Raw genomic sequence first — 14,385 nt, 5'->3', positions numbered from 1 at the left:
CGTGGACGCCGGTGCCAGGGGGCCGGAACCCGGTGCGGGCGCGGACGCCGGCGGCCGGCGGTCCGGCGGCGGTGCGGGGCTGCTCATCCGGCCGGGCGCAGCACGTAGCCGGCGCCGCGCATGGTGTGGATCATCGGCGCCCGCCCGGCGTCGATCTTCTTGCGCAGGTAGGAGATGTAGAGCTCGACCACGTTGGCCTGCCCGCCGAAGTCGTAGCTCCACACCCGGTCGAGGATCTGGGCCTTGCTGAGCACCCGGCGCGGGTTGCGCATCAGGTAGCGCAGCAGCTCGAACTCGGTCGCGGTGAGGGTGATCTCCTCCCCGCCCCGGGTCACCTCGTGGCTGTCCTCGTCCAGCACCAGGTCGCCCACCACCAGCGCCGAGGCGGCCCGCACCTGGCTCGCGCCGGAGCGTCGCAGCAGCCCCCGCAGCCGGGCGATCAGCTCCTCCAGCGAGAACGGCTTGGTGACGTAGTCGTCCCCGCCGGCCGTCAGCCCGCCGATCCGGTCCGCGACGGCGTCCTTGGCGGTCAGGAAGATGACCGGCACCTCCGGCTGCTCGGCGCGGACCCGGCGCATCACCTCCAGCCCGTCGAAGTCCGGCAGCATCATGTCCAGCACCATGACGTCGGGGCGCATCTCCCGCGCGGCGGCGACCGCGGCCGTCCCGCTGGCGGCGGTGGTCACCTCCCAGCCCTCGTAGCGCATCGCCATCGACAGCAGCTCGGTCAGGCTGGGCTCGTCATCCACCGCGAGCACCCGCACCGGCGTGCCGTCGGGACGGGTCAGGGGCGCGGGTCGCTGGTCGGTGGACATGGTTCGAGTCTGGCACCGCCGGCTGCCGGACGGCTGTGCGCTCCCTGTGCGGGCGCTGTGAGCGCTCAGCCCTGGCGGGTGTCGTCGTAGCGCAGCTCGTCGGACTCGTCCTCGGCCGGCGGACGCCGGAACAGCGCGTCGATCGAGGCGCGTCCGGCCCCGAAACCGGCCAGCACCAGCGCCAGCGCGCCCATCACGGCCACGTACTCGAAGCCGCCGTCGGCGACCCACGGCCCGTTCGGGCCGGTCACCCACGCCACGCTGAGCACCGCCTGCGCGGCGAAGACCAGGCCGAGCAGCGGCGTCAGCAGGCCGAACACCAGCAGCGCCCCGCCGATCAGCTCCACCATGGTGACGCCCCAGGCGAACACCTCCGGCGCCGGGACGCCGGCGGTGGCGAACTGCTGGGTCTGACCCTCCACGCCCACCGTCTGCCAGCGGTACCAGCCGTGCAGCAGCGAGACACCGCCGAGCACCAGCCGGGCCACCAGCAGCACCAGGTCCTGCAGCACGCGGACGAACGCCTTCATCGAGCCCCCTCAGGAGGTGCTCCCGCCCGAGCCGGACGCCAGGGGCGGGGGTGCCCACCCTAGTGGTGGACCCGCGTCGCCGGGGGGACTCACCCGGCCAGCGACGCCTCGATCTCGGCCACCAGCTGGGTGGCAGCGGCGGCCGGAGACATCCGCCCGAACATCACCTCGTCGGCGTAACGGGACAGCATGTTGGGGAACTCGCCACCGCCGACCGGCTGCAGCGGCGGCGTCGGTCCGAGCTCGGGCTCGATGGCCTCCAGGTAGGCGACCGCCTTGAGGTCCGACGCGGTCAGCCGGTCGGCGACGTGGGCGAGGACGTCGGCGTTCGCCGGCAAGCCGCGCTCGGCCAGCAGCACCTCCCCGCAGGCGGTCGAGTTGGCCAGGAAGTCGATGAAGGTGAGCACCGCCGCGCTCTGGCGGGTCCGCGCCGAGGCGCTCCAGAACATGGCGGCGCGCAGCCAGAGCCCACCATCGGCGGCCCGTCCTGTCGTGGAGGGGTAGCGCAGCAGTCGCAGGTCCTCACCGGAGATGTCCTCGAGCTGGGTGACGAGGTTGGAGTAGTCCGCGGCGACCGCGTAGCCACCGTTGGCGAAGGCCTGCTCGTCGATCGACTTCGCACCGTTCTCGTTCGCTGCCGCCGCCGAGGGGACGCAGCCCTCCTCCTGCAGCCGGAGGTTGTCGGCGAACCAGCTCTCCAGCAGCTCCACCGGGAAGCCCAGCGTCTGGTCGGTGTAGAGCGAGGCGCCGCGTTGGCGCAGGTAGACGTGGAACGCGGCGTCGTTGCCCGCCATCGACCCGAGCCCGTGCTTGGTCCCACCGGTGGCCTCGGTGATCGCGGCGCTGGTGGCTCGGAGGTCGTCCCAGGTCCAGGTGGTGTCGTCGGGCAGCTCGATCCCGGCTTCCTCGAACACCCGCGGGTTGGTCATCATCGTCGGCGCGTTGACCCCCGCGTTCACCCCGTACAGCGACCCCTCGCTCATCCCGGCTTCCTTCGTCCCCGGCGAGAAGCGCGTGGTGTCGAGCTCGCTGAGGTCGAGCAGCGCGCCGCGCTGGGCGTACTCGGCCAGGTACTTCTCGTTCATCTGGAAGACGTCGGGCATGTCGTCGGCCGCGGTCTGGGTGGCGAGCTTGTCGAAGTAGCCCTGGAACTGACCGAGTTCGGCCTTCACCCGGATGTCGGGGTGCAGGGAGTGGAAGACCTCGATCGCCTGCTCTGTCAGCCGCTGGCGGGTGTCGTTGCCCCAGTAGGCGAAGCGGATCTCGGTCGGCCCTCCGCCCTGCCCGCCACCGGAGCAGGCGGTGAGGGCGCCGGCCGCCCCGGCAGCCCCCAGCAGGCTGAGGAAGCCTCGTCGGGTCGGTGACAGCTGCGTCATCACGTTCCTCTCTCTCCAGGCCCCGGTGGGCGCCGTCGCCCAGCCGTCGGCCGGCTGCTCAGAGGGAAGCACCGCGGGAGCGCCCGGGTCGGCGGCTTGTCGAAGTCGCCTGCCGCGGGCGGCTGTTTGTCAACGTCTCGACCACGGCCGTCCGGCGGTGCCAGTGTCGCTCGGAGCGCGCCGCCGGTCCCGGCGTCGCCGGAGAGGACAGCGCCGATGCAGCCCGACCGCCCGAACTTCCTGCTCGTCCACTGCCACGACCTGGGCACCGAGCTCGGCGCCTACGGGCGTCCCGGTGTGCAGAGTCCGTCCCTGGATGCCCTCGCGGCCACGGCCTGGCGGTTCGACAACGCATTCTGCACGGCGCCGCAGTGCAGCCCGTCCCGCGGCTCGTTGTTCACCGGCCGGTATCCGCACGCGAACGGACTGATGGGCCTGGCCCACCTCGGCTGGGAGTACCACCCGGACGAGCGCACGCTGCCCGCGCTGCTCAGGCCCGGCGGGTACCGCAGCGCGCTGATCGGGCTGCAGCACGAGAGCGCCGATCCGGCCACCCTCGGCTTCGACGAGGTGCACTCGCCCGAGCCCAAGCTCGGCGCCGAGGAGGTGGCCACCCACACGGCGGCCTGGCTGACCGTCCCGCGCCGGGAGCCCTTCCTGCTCACCGTGGGCTTCACCGAGACCCACCGGCCCTTCACCCACCCGCCGCTGGAGGCGGACCACGCCACGGTGCCCCCGTACCTGCCCGACCACCCCGGCACCCGAGAGGACCTGGCCGCCTTCCACGGCTCGGTCAAGGTCGCCGACGCCGCGGTCGGCGCCATCCTGGACGCCCTCGACCGCAGCCCGCACGCCGACAGCACCTGGGTGGTGTTCACCACCGACCACGGGCCGGCGTTCCCGAGGGCCAAGGGCACCCTGTACGACCCGGGTCTCCGCGTCGCGCTGCTGGTCCGGCCCCCGCGCCGCTCCGGAGCGGTCGGCGGGGTGGTGGAGCGGGCGGTGAGCCTGGTCGACTTCGTCCCCACCGTGCTCGAGCTGGCCGGGCTGGCGGTGCCGAGCCGGGTGCAGGGACGGAGCTTCGCACCGCTGCTGCGGGGGGAGCCGATGGTGCCGGCGGAGGTGGTCTACGCCGAGAAGACCTCCCACCGCGGCTACGACCCGATGCGGTGCGTCCGCGCCCTCGGGTTCAAGTACATCCGTAGCTACGAGACCCGTCCGCGGCTGGTGCTGCCGACCGACATCGAGGCCAGCCCGACCCGCCGCGGCATGGACGACGAGCACCTGCGTCCCCGGGACCCCGAGGAGCTGTACGACCTCGAGTCCGACCCCGACGAGCAGTGCAACCTGGCCTCCGACCCGGCGTACGCGGTGATCAGGTCACGGCTCGGCGCCGCTCTGGAGCGCTGGCAGCGGGCCACCGGCGACCCGCTGATTCACGGCCCGATCGCCGAGCCGCCGCTCCCCGGCCGGACGACGGGTGCGCTGGTCCAGAACGGACGGCCGTGACGGTCCAGACGGAGGCTGCGTGACCGGTCGGTGAGCACCAGGGCCGCCGCGCCCAGCGGTTCGGGACGCCGCAGCTGGCTGAAGCGCACGCCGAGCGAGCGCCGCGTGGTCGGCAGCGCCCGACGGGCGATCTCGTTCCCGACCGCCTCCAGCACCACTGCGCCGAGCGGTCGGCCGAGGAAACCGCCGACGACGATGATGGACGGGTTGAGCACGTTGACCAGGGTGGCCAGCGCGATCCCGACCTGGGTGCCGAGGTTGGTCACCGCCCGGACCGCGGCGGGGTCGCCCTGGGCGGTGAGGCGGTGGATGGTGGCAGCGTCGAGGCGGCCGTGCGCCGGCTCCAGGGCCCGCTGCAGGCTGGCCAGGGAGGCCACCGTCTCCAGACAGCCCTGGCTGCCGCACCGGCAGATCTCGCCGTCCGGGTCGACCACGACATGCCCGAGCTCCCCGGCGAGCCCGTCGCGACCCCGGACCAGGCGGCCGCCCGAGCAGATGCCCCCGCCGACGTTCGCGTCCAGCCCGATCCAGATGAAGTCGTTCACCAGTCGGCCGACCCCCCACAGCAGCTCGGCCACCACCGCCAGGTTGCCGTGGTTGTCGAGGAAGACGGGTAGCCCGAGGCGCTCCTGCAGCAGCTCGCGGACCGGGGCATCCACCCACAGCTCCAGACAGCTGGACGGTGCCGGTCGTCCGGTCTGCGGGTCGACCGGTGCGGGCACCGCCACCCCGACCCCGAGGCACACGCCGTGCCGCGGCCCCGCCTCGGCGATCACCTCGCGGACGACCGCCGCGACCAGGTCGGTCGCCTCCTCGACGTCGACCGGGTCGCCCAGCGGCCGGCTGACCGAGGCCACCATGGTGTGCGAGAGGTCGGTGGCCAGGCAGCGCACGTCGTCGTGGGTGATGTTCACCCCGATGGCGAACCCGAGACCCGGACGCAGCCTGATCGGACGTCCCGGACGACCGGCGGACGGGCCCTCCTGCTCAGGCGGTCGAGGTGCCTCGGTGACCAGCCCCATCCGCGCCAGCTCGCCGACCAGCTGCCCGGCGCGGGTGCGGCTCACGCCCAGGGCGCGGGCGATCTCGGCTCGCGAGGTCGCGCCCAGGGTGCGCAGGGTGTGCACGAGCTCGTCGGCGGAGCTGCCCGGACGCAGCAGACCCGACGGCTCCTCTGCGGTGGGTCGCGACAGCTCCGTGGGCCTGGTCACCGGCTCAGTATCCTCTCCGGACGGGCGTCGGCACCGACGTCCCGGGGAGGGCCTGATGGACGTGCTGCTGCGACCGTGGCGCCTGGAGGACGCGGCCGATCTGGTCGCGGCCCGGGCCAGCCACCCCGACCTCGACCGACAGCTGCCGCCGCTTCCCGACCAGGTGCTCGCCCGCAGCTGGATCCGCGACCGGCAGCGCGACGAGTTCGGGGTGTTCCTGGCGCTGGTCGTCGACGGCCGGGCGGTCGGCCAGGTCGCGGTCAGCCACCTCGACCGCCGGCACGGCACCGGATGGTTCTCGTACTGGCTGGCCGCTCCCTGGCGCGGCCGGGGGTTGATGGTCCCCGCCGCCGCGACCGTGGCCGACTGGGCCTTCGGGGCGCTCGAGCTGCACCGGCTGGAGCTGGGCCACCGCACCGACAACCTCCCCTCCGCCCGGGTCGCCGAGGCGTGCGGGTTCGTCGTGGAGGGCCTGGAGCGGGAGAAGTTCCTCTACGACGGCCACCGACACGACGTCCGGACGATGGCGCGGCTGGTCAGCGACCCCGTCCCGGCGCACCCGGTGGTGCCGCTGGAGCCGCCGTTCTGAGGCGTCGACCCGCGGGCGGGGACGGACTCGGGCGGCGTGGCAGAGTGGCGGCATGAGCGCAGACGAGTACGAGCCCAGCCCCGAGGCGTGGGTCCGCCAGCAGGTCGAGGCCATCGAGGCCGCCGGCAACACCAACGCGGCCCAGGTGATGGACCGCCCCGTGGTCCTGATGACCACCCGTGGTGCCAAGAGCGGCAAGATCCGCAAGGTCCCGGTGATGCGGGTCGAGCACGACGGCACCTTCCTGGCCGTCGCCTCCAAGGGCGGCGCCCCCGAGCACCCGCAGTGGTACCACAACCTGGTCGCCCACCCCGAGCTGGAGCTGATGGTCGACACCGAGCGCTGGACGGTGCGCGCCCGGCGGATCGAGGGGGCCGAGCGGGCCGAGTGGTGGGAGCGTGCGGTGGCGGCCTACCCGCCCTACGCGGAGTACCAGACCAACACGGACCGGGAGATCCCGCTGTTCGTGCTGGAGCGGGTCTGAGCGTGGCCCTGACGCTGGACCTCTCCGGACGGACGGCGCTGGTCACCGGCTCGAGCCAGGGGATCGGGTTGGCGATCGCCACCGCCCTGGCCCGGGCCGGTGCCCGGGTCGCCGTCAACGGCCGCCGGCCCGGCGCCCTGGAGGAGGCCGCGGCCGCGGTCACCTCGGCCGTCCCGGGGGCGGAGGTGCTGCAGGTGGTGGCCGACCTCTCCACCGGTGAGGGTGCGGAGGACGCCGTCCGGCAGGCGCCCGAGGTGGACGTCCTCGTCAACAACCTCGGCGTCTTCGGGCCCGCCGACCCGTTCGAGATCGACGACGCCACCTGGGAGCGCTACTTCCAGGTCAACGTCATGTCGGCGGTCCGGATGCTGCGGGCGCACCTGCCGCGGATGGTCGGGCGCGGCTGGGGGCGCGCGGTGACGATCGCCAGCGACTCAGCCGTCGTCGTGCCCGCGGAGATGATCCACTACGGCGTCACCAAGACCGCGCTGCTCGGGGTGACCCGCGGTTTCGCCAAGGCGGTCGCCGGAACCGGCGTCACGGTCAACACGGTGCTCGCCGGCCCGACCCACACGCCCGGCGTCGAGCAGTTCGTCGAGGACCTCGTCGGTGCGGAGGGGAGCTGGCAGGAGCGCCAGCACCGGTTCATGCTGGAGCACCGCCCGCAGTCGCTGGTGCAGCGGCTGCTCGAGCCCGACGAGATCGCCTCGGCCGTGGTCTACCTGTGCTCCGACCTGGCCTCGGCCACCACCGGCGGGGCGGTCCGCGCCGACGGCGGCTACGTCGACTCGATCCTGCCCTAGCTCCCGGGCTCCGACAGGCTCAGCCCGCTGGCGTCCTGAGCCTGTCGGAGGACCTCAGAAGATCGACCTCGTGATCGTCCGGACGCCGACGACCAGACCGACCGCCGCCGTGACGAAGGCGGCGACGAAGCCCCACAGCACCGACGGGTCGGCCAGGACGCCGGCGAACAGCGCCCGCTCGGCCTCCACCACGTAGGTGAGCGGGTTGAACTGCGAGGCCACCCGCATCCAGCCCGGGCCGGCCTCCAGCGGCAGCATCATCCCCGAGAGGATCAGCAGCGGGAACAGCAGCGTCTGCTGCACCGCCCAGAACACCCACTCGTTCTTGCGGGCCGCGATCGCCAGCGAGTACGACAGTGCGCCGATCCCCACGCCGAACACCCCGAGCAGCACCAGCCCGAGCAGGATCCCCAGCGGGTGGATGACGAACCCGAAGGGTGCCGCCACCGCGCAGATGATCAGGCCCTGCACCACCAGCGGGGTCAGCTCCTTGAGCGCCCGGCCGATCATCAGCGCCGGCCGCGACAGCGGGGTGGCGAGGATCCGCTCGAAGGCGCCGGTCATGATCTCGTACTGCAGGTTGGAGCCGGTCATCGAGGTGCCGAACATGGTGATCATCACGACCACCCCCGGCAGGAACCACTGCAGCGGTGAGGTCCCGCCGAGGTCCTGCCCGCCGGTGAAACCCGACAGCAGCGGGCCGAACAGGCCGAGGAAGATCAACGGCTGGAGCAGCGAGAAGATCAGCGAGAACGGGTCGCGGACGATCGTCAGCGTCTCGCGCAGCCAGACGTTGCCGGTGTCGGTGAGGACGCTGCTGGCGCGCCGCTCGGGTGCCGCCCCGCCGCGGGCAGGCAGGACGAGGTCGCTGGTGGTCATGCCGGCTGCCCTTCGGTCGAGGTGGTCAGGGCCGGCCCGCCCTCGCGCAGGCTGCGACCGGTGAGGTTGAGGAAGACGTCGTCCAGCGTCGGGCGGCGCACGGAGGCCTCGGCGACGCCGATCCCGCGGTCGGCGAGGGCGAGGACGAGCCGGGGCAGCGCCCGGGTGCCGTGGCCGACCCGGTACCGCAGGCCGACGGTGGCGCCGGCCGTGGTGCGCTCGAGCTGCTCGCCGTGCCCGTCGAGGACCTGCGCGGCCGCGTCGGCGTCCTCGGCCGGGACGCTGAACCAGACGTGGTCGCCGGCCTGCTCGGCCTTGAGGGCCTCCGCGGTGTCGTCGGCGATGATCCGGCCGTGGTCGATGACGACCACCCGCTCGGCCATCGTGTCGGCCTCCTCCAGGTAGTGGGTGGTGAGCACGATAGTGGTGCCGCGCTCGGCCCGCAGCCGCAGGATGTGCTCCCACAGGTTGGCCCGGTTCTGCGGGTCCATCCCGGTGGAGGGCTCGTCGAGGAACAGCAGCGGCGGCTCGTGGATCAGCCCGAGGGCGATGTCCAGCCGCCGCTTCTGCCCGCCGGAGAGGGTGCTGACCTTCCGGTTCTCCATCCCGGCCAGGTCGAGGCTGGTCATCAGCCGGCGTCCGCGCTCGACGGACTCGCTCTTCGACAGCCCGTAGAAGCGGCCCTGCATGACCAGCTCGTCGCCGACCCGGTAGCTGTGGCCGGCGCCGTCCTTCTGGCCGATGTAGCCGATCCGCCGGCGCACCCCGGCCGGGTCGGCGACGACGTCGGTGCCGGCCACCAGGGCGGTGCCGGAGGTCGGCGGCAGCAGGCTGGTGAGCATCCGCAGGGTGGTCGACTTGCCGGCGCCGTTGGGGCCGAGGAAGGCGACGAGCTCGCCCTCGGCGACGTCGAGGTCGACGCCGCGGACGGCCTCGACGGTGTCCTTGCCGGAGCCGAAGGTCCGGGTGAGCGCCTCGGTGTGGATCACGACCCACCTCGCTCGGGCGGGTGGAGGTCGTTGCGCTGGATGGTCACGTCGCTCCTTCGTCCAGGGCCGCACGACTATCCCGTACGGCGTACTGAGATTTTAACCATACGGTGTACGGTGAAGCAATGGCGACCACCGATGACGAGTCGGCCGGGCGGCCGGAGGACGGGCCGGCCGGCACCGGGGGCGTCGACGACGCGGCCTCCTGGGGGACGCCGGAGGGCCGGCACATGATCGCGCTGCTGTGGAGCCCGCCCGGCCCGGCCGGTCGCGGACCGCGGCAGCGGCTCAGCCTCGACCAGGTGGTCGAGGCCGCCATGTCGCTGGCCGGCCGGGACGGCATCGAGGGGTTGTCGATGCGCAAGGTCGCCGCCGCGCTCGGTGTCGGCGCGATGAGCCTCTACACCTACGTGCCGGGCCGCGACGAGCTGTTCGAGCTGATGATCGACCGCGCCTGGGCCGACCGGGGCCGCGCCGACCCGACGCTGCCGTGGCGGGCCCAGGTCGAGCAGATCGCCGACGAGGCCTGGCAGATGTACCAGCAGCACGGCTGGCTGGTCAGCTCCAACCCCGCCCGGCTGCCGCTCGGCCCGCACGTGCTGGACGCCCAGGAGGACCTCTACCGTGCGATCGCGCTGACCGGGCTGCCCGAGCCCGACGTGGTGCGCATCGCCGGTGCGGTGGAGGGTCACGTGTTCGGTGCGGCCCGGGCGGTGGTCGTGGACGCCCGGCAGGCCGCGGCCACCGGGGTGTCCTCCGACGGCTACTGGGAGTCCCGCGCCAGCTTCTGGGGCACCTACTACAGCGCCGAGCGGTTCCCGACGATGACGACGATCTGGGAGGCCGGCGGCTTCGACCTCGAGCCCGACCCCGGCGCGGACATGCGGTTCGGGCTGGCGATGCTGCTCGACGGCGTCGAGCTCGCGGTGCAGCGGCGGGCCGCGGCGACCTGAGGCCGGCGGCCCGCTCAGGCGGGCAGCCGGAAGCGGTGCCGGTAGGCCGAGGGTGGGATGCCGAGCACCCGCAGGAACGCCCGCCGCATCGTCTCGGCCGAGCCGAACCCGCACCGCCGGGCCACCGCGGGCAGCGCCTCGTCCGCGCCGTCGAGCCGCTGCTGGGCCGTCTCCACCCGGATCTGCTCGACGAACCGCGCCGGCGTCACCCCGAGCTCCTGGCGGAACAACCGGCCGAGGTGGCGCTCGCTGACCGACAGGGCCCGGGCCAGCGACGCCGCGCGGTGGTCGGCGGCCGGGTCGTCACGGACCAGCGCGGAGGCCCGCCGCAGCAGCGGGTGCCGGGGAGCGTCGTCGGCCGGCGGACGGAACTGCACCTGGCCGCCCGGGCGCTGCAGGAACACCACCAGCTGGCGGGCGACCGCGCGCGCCCGCTCCTCCCCGAGGTCCTCACCGACCAGCGCCAGCGCCAGGTCGATCCCCGCGCTGGCCCCGGCGGAGGTGACCACCGCGCCGTCGCGCACGTACATCGCGTCCGGCACCACCGTGGTCTGCGGGAAGTGCTCGGCCAGCGCCGCGCAGGCCTCCCAGTGGGTGGTGGCGCGGCGTCCGTCGAGCAGCCCCGCCCGGGCCAGCAGCAGTGCTCCGCTGCAGATCGAGACCACCCGGCGGGCCACCGGCGCCAGCCGCCGCACCCCGGCCACCAGCGCGCTGTGGTCGGCGGCGAACTCCGCAGCCGGGTAGCCCGGCACCATCAGGGTGTCCAGGTCCTCCTCGATGTCGGCCAGGGCCAGCTCGACCGGCAGCGGCAGCCCGACGTCGGTGCGCACCGGGCCGCCGGTGACCGACGCCAGCCGCAGCCGGTAGCCCCCGGCCTCGTGCAGCACCTGCAGCGGGCCGGCGACGTCGAGCAGCAGGACACCGTCGTCGACGGCGACCACGACCGTGCGGGACACCCGGCTCAGTCTGGCCGCCGCCCCGGGGCCCGGCAAGGGCGGCGGTGCACCGGGACGGACGTGCATCCCACCGATCCGGACACGATGCCACGCAGCGCTCGATATACCCCCGGGGGGCATGCTGGCCTTGACCTCATGGACACCACCACCCGAACCCACAGCTCTCCGAGGACGTCGATCGGCGCCGTGCTGCTGGCGCGCTGGCCCACCCTGGTCGGCCTGCTGGCCCTGGCCGGCAGCTCCGCCGACGGACCCGACGCGCACACCACCGCGATGGTGATCATCCTGGCGGCCACCTGCTACCTCGGCGCCGCCGCCCTGGGCTCGCGACGCAGCGGCTGGGTGCTGGCGATCGCCGCCTCGGTGCTGGTGGCGGTCGGCGTCACGACCGACCTGGACGCCACCGCCGCGCTGCTGGTCGGTGCCGGCCTGCTGGGCCTGGTCGGGCTGCTGCGCTGGCGGCGGGTCGACCGGCGCGAGCTGGGGCTGCAGGCGGCCGGCTTCGTCGTCTTCACCGCCATCGCCCTGACCGCGATGATGGTCGGCCCGCTGCTGGCGGTCCACCTGGCGGCGCTGGCCGCGCTCGGGCACGGGGCCTGGGACGTCGTGCACCACCGCCGGGACCGGGTGGTCACCCGGTCGTTGGCCGAGTTCTGCGCCGTCCTCGACATCGGTCTCGGGGTCGTGCTGCTGGTCGTGACCTGGGTGGCGGTGCTGTCCTGACGCCCGGCCGACGGGCAGGATGACGAGCATGCAGCTGCCCGTGGTGCCGCCGGTCAAGCCGATGCTGGCCAAGTCCGTGCCCGAGATCCCGACCGGGGACATGAGCTACGAGCCGAAGTGGGACGGGTTCCGCTCGATCGTCTTCCGCGACGGCGAGGAGGTGGAGATCGGCTCACGCAACGAACGGCCGATGACCCGCTACTTCCCCGAGCTGGTGGAGGCGATCACCCGTGAGCTGCCCGAGCGGGTGGTGCTCGACGGCGAGATCGTGGTCGCGGTGGGGGACCGGCTGGAGTTCGAGGTGCTGCAGCAGCGCGTCCACCCCGCCGCCAGCCGGATCGCGAAGCTGAGCCGGGAGACGCCGGCCAAGTTCATCGCCTTCGACCTGCTGGCCCTGGGCGACGACGACCTCACCGGCGAGCCGTTCGAGCGTCGCCGGGCGCTGCTGGAGGAGGCGCTGGCCGACGTCCGGGCGCCGATCCACGTCACCTCGGCCACCCGCGACCCCGAGCTGGCCCGGCGCTGGTTCTCCGAGTTCGAGGGGGCGGGCCTGGACGGCGTGATCGCGAAGCCGCTGGCCGGCACCTACCAGCCGGACAAGCGGACGATGTTCAAGATCAAGCACCAGCGCACCGCCGACTGCGTGGTCGCCGGCTACCGCACCCACAAGAGCGGCCCGGACGCCATCGGCTCGCTGCTGCTCGGGCTCTACACCGAGGAGGGTGAGCTGGCCAGCGTCGGCGTCATCGGCTCGTTCCCCGCCGCCCGCCGCAAGGAGCTGTTCACCGAGCTGCAGCCGCTGGTCACCACCTTCGACGACCACCCGTGGGCCTGGGCCGAGGCCGAGCAGCAGACCCGCACCCCGACCAGCGGGGCCGGCAGCCGCTGGAACGCCGGCAAGGACCTCTCCTTCACCCCGCTGCGTCCCGAGCTGGTGGTGGAGGTGCGTTACGAGCACATGGAGGGCGCCCGGTTCCGCCACACCGCCCAGTTCAACCGCTGGCGCCCCGACCGCGACCCGCGCTCGTGCACCTACGCCCAGCTCGAGGAGGTCGTCCGCTACGACCTGGCCGACATCCTCGCCCCGCCCTCGGCCTCCTGACACCCGGCCGCGTGCGCGCACGCGCCGTCCGAGGACGACGCCGTGCCGCGCACGCGGGGGATGGTGATCAGAGCGGGCCGCGGCGGAACGGGCCGGTGATCGCGAAGGTGATGCCGGGGCTCTGCAGGTTGGCGAACAGCCAGTTGCCGTGCCGCGGCTCGAACACCGAGCCGGCCCACTCCGAGCCGGTGTAGTCGCCCGGCGCCACGCTCTTGCCCTGGACGCCGCCGTCGGGGATGACGACGCTGTTCTTGGCGAACGGGAAGATCTCCCCGTCGGTGGTGAGCCCGTGCAGGAACTCCTCGCCGTCGCCGTCCTCGCACAGCACGATGCCGCCGCGCGGGGAGACGCAGATGTTGTCGGGGTTGTTGAGCACGCTCGCCTCGGGGGAGGCGTAGAGGATCCGCATGTACTCCGAGCGCGGGTCGTACTCGAACACCTGGCCCTGCCCAACCGGGCCGCCGTTGGTGGAGACGATGTAGGCCCGGTCGTTGCCCCACCAGGCTCCCTCGAGCCGGCGGAACACCGCTCCGCCCTTGAGCTGGCCCTGGATCACCGGACGCACCTCGCCGGGGGCGTAGTCGGGGTTGTCGATGTCGACCCAGTCGGTGCGGTACTCGGTACCGGTGGGATCGGTGTAGGTGGAGTAGGAGACGCCGCCGTTCTCGATCACCATCATCTGCAGCCGGCCGCCGTCCTCCAGCTTGCCGGGGGTGTTGGGGATGAAGCGGTACAGACCAGACGGGGTGGCGTCCTCGGTGAGGTAGATGTAGCCGGTGCCCGGGTCGACGCAGACCGCCTCGTGGCTGAACCGGCCCATGTCCTTGAGCGGGACGCCGTTGCCGACGCCGTCGTGCGGCACCTCGAAGACGTAGCCGTGGCGGGTGCCGTCGGGACCGATCTCGCTGGTTTCCTCACACGTCAGCCAGGAGCCCCACGGGGTGGCGCCGCCGGCGCAGTTGCGGATGGTGCCACCCAGGCTGGGCCGGGTCTCGATGAACTCCCCTGCGTTGGGGTCGAAGCTCATCGTGGTGGTGCCGCCGGCCGCGGCCGGGTCGTAGGACGGGTCGGTGAACGCGCCGCCGTAGCCGCTGCGCTCGTGGTTGCGGACGATGTTGACCCGCTGCCCGTCGCGGAAGGTCGCCATGCCGTCGTGCGAGCCCGGGGTCGGGTTGCCGTTGGCCATCTCGTCGCCGGTCCAGCCGTAGCTGATGTAGCGGAACCCGCGGGGCAGCCAGAGCAGCTCCAGCCCGGTGGTCTCGTCCTTGACGGGCCGCAGCTCGCCGTAGACGTCGCTAGCCGGGGTCTTGCGCATCGGCGCGGCGCCGGCGCTGCGCGCGCCCAGCGCCTCCAGGGGGCCGAGGGCGGCCAGGGCGGCCAGCCCGCCGCCCAGGAGCACGCTGCGGCGGCTGGGGGTGATGGGGGAGGTGTCGGTCATGAGGGCCCTCTCGGTGGTCTCGTGCGGG

At 73.3% G+C, this 14,385-nt stretch carries 15 protein-coding genes; 7 read left to right on the top strand and 8 right to left on the bottom strand.

Annotated features, from left to right (window positions below):
• Positions 1–83: 83 nt before the first annotated feature.
• The 3 genes from DVA66_RS08495 to DVA66_RS08485 form a co-directional block, all read right to left on the bottom strand.
• The gene (locus DVA66_RS08495) at positions 84–815 is read right to left on the bottom strand and encodes a response regulator transcription factor (protein WP_114559690.1); all 732 of its coding nucleotides are present in this window, start codon (positions 813–815) and stop codon (positions 84–86) included.
• Between the two features lie 65 nt (positions 816–880).
• A complete protein-coding gene (locus tag DVA66_RS08490) occupies positions 881–1,345 on the bottom strand; it encodes a DoxX family protein (RefSeq protein ID WP_114559689.1) in 465 nt (154 codons plus the stop codon).
• Positions 1,346–1,434: 89 nt separating this feature from the next.
• Positions 1,435–2,721 (bottom strand): ABC transporter substrate-binding protein, encoded by a 1,287-nt coding sequence (locus DVA66_RS08485; RefSeq protein WP_114559688.1) that lies wholly within the window; start codon positions 2,719–2,721, stop codon positions 1,435–1,437.
• Positions 2,722–2,937: 216 nt separating this feature from the next.
• Between DVA66_RS08485 and DVA66_RS08480 the strand changes: the two genes are divergently transcribed.
• The gene (locus tag DVA66_RS08480) at positions 2,938–4,230 is read left to right on the top strand and encodes a sulfatase family protein (RefSeq protein ID WP_114559687.1); all 1,293 of its coding nucleotides are present in this window, start codon (positions 2,938–2,940) and stop codon (positions 4,228–4,230) included.
• Here the strand turns inward: DVA66_RS08480 and DVA66_RS08475 are convergent.
• On the bottom strand, positions 4,158–5,441 hold the full coding sequence (locus DVA66_RS08475; RefSeq protein WP_114559686.1) for an ROK family transcriptional regulator: 1,284 nt from the start codon (positions 5,439–5,441) through the stop codon (positions 4,158–4,160). The genes DVA66_RS08480 and DVA66_RS08475 overlap by 73 nt on opposite strands.
• A 55-nt stretch (positions 5,442–5,496) precedes the next feature.
• Between DVA66_RS08475 and DVA66_RS08470 the strand changes: the two genes are divergently transcribed.
• Genes DVA66_RS08470 through DVA66_RS08460 form a run of 3 tightly spaced genes read left to right on the top strand, consistent with a single transcriptional unit; the run spans position 5,497 to position 7,317 of the window.
• Entirely contained in the window at positions 5,497–6,030 is a 534-nt protein-coding gene (locus tag DVA66_RS08470) for a GNAT family N-acetyltransferase (RefSeq protein WP_114559685.1), read from the top strand.
• Between the two features lie 52 nt (positions 6,031–6,082).
• Complete coding sequence (locus DVA66_RS08465) at positions 6,083–6,514, top strand: nitroreductase family deazaflavin-dependent oxidoreductase (RefSeq protein ID WP_114559684.1); 432 nt, start codon at positions 6,083–6,085, stop codon at positions 6,512–6,514.
• A 2-nt stretch (positions 6,515–6,516) separates the two neighbouring features.
• Positions 6,517–7,317: an SDR family NAD(P)-dependent oxidoreductase gene (locus DVA66_RS08460; RefSeq protein WP_232821848.1), complete on the top strand. Its 801-nt coding sequence runs from the start codon at positions 6,517–6,519 to the stop codon at positions 7,315–7,317.
• Between the two features lie 54 nt (positions 7,318–7,371).
• Here the strand turns inward: DVA66_RS08460 and DVA66_RS08455 are convergent, their stop codons facing one another.
• Both DVA66_RS08455 and DVA66_RS08450 read right to left on the bottom strand, forming a co-directional pair.
• Positions 7,372–8,196, bottom strand: a complete 825-nt coding sequence (locus tag DVA66_RS08455; protein WP_114559683.1) for an ABC transporter permease — start codon at positions 8,194–8,196, stop codon at positions 7,372–7,374.
• On the bottom strand, positions 8,193–9,185 hold the full coding sequence (locus DVA66_RS08450; protein ID WP_114559682.1) for an ABC transporter ATP-binding protein: 993 nt from the start codon (positions 9,183–9,185) through the stop codon (positions 8,193–8,195). The genes DVA66_RS08455 and DVA66_RS08450 overlap by 4 nt, the downstream gene beginning before the upstream one ends.
• Before the next feature lie 125 nt (positions 9,186–9,310).
• On the opposite strand from DVA66_RS08450, the gene DVA66_RS08445 reads away from it, so the two are divergent.
• Positions 9,311–10,138 (top strand): TetR/AcrR family transcriptional regulator, encoded by an 828-nt coding sequence (locus DVA66_RS08445; protein ID WP_198671599.1) that lies wholly within the window; start codon positions 9,311–9,313, stop codon positions 10,136–10,138.
• A gap of 14 nt (positions 10,139–10,152) precedes the next feature.
• Here the strand turns inward: DVA66_RS08445 and DVA66_RS08440 are convergent, their stop codons facing one another.
• On the bottom strand, positions 10,153–11,094 hold the full coding sequence (locus DVA66_RS08440) for a GlxA family transcriptional regulator (protein WP_198671598.1): 942 nt from the start codon (positions 11,092–11,094) through the stop codon (positions 10,153–10,155).
• A gap of 135 nt (positions 11,095–11,229) precedes the next feature.
• On the opposite strand from DVA66_RS08440, the gene DVA66_RS08435 reads away from it, so the two are divergent.
• Complete coding sequence (locus tag DVA66_RS08435; protein WP_114559680.1) at positions 11,230–11,817, top strand: hypothetical protein; 588 nt, start codon at positions 11,230–11,232, stop codon at positions 11,815–11,817.
• Between the two features lie 28 nt (positions 11,818–11,845).
• Positions 11,846–12,919, top strand: a complete 1,074-nt coding sequence (locus tag DVA66_RS08430) for an ATP-dependent DNA ligase (RefSeq protein ID WP_114559679.1) — start codon at positions 11,846–11,848, stop codon at positions 12,917–12,919.
• A 67-nt stretch (positions 12,920–12,986) separates the two neighbouring features.
• On the opposite strand, the gene DVA66_RS08425 is transcribed toward DVA66_RS08430, so the two are convergent.
• Positions 12,987–14,385 (bottom strand): alkaline phosphatase PhoX (locus tag DVA66_RS08425; RefSeq protein WP_332872862.1); only part of this gene is annotated, 1,399 nt, incomplete at its 5' end.

This window comes from Desertihabitans aurantiacus (assembly GCF_003344635.1).
Classification (GTDB): Bacteria; Actinomycetota; Actinomycetes; order Propionibacteriales; family Propionibacteriaceae; genus Desertihabitans; species Desertihabitans aurantiacus.
Note: the sequence above shows the minus strand (reverse complement) of the source record. Positions and strands in the feature narration are given on the sequence as shown.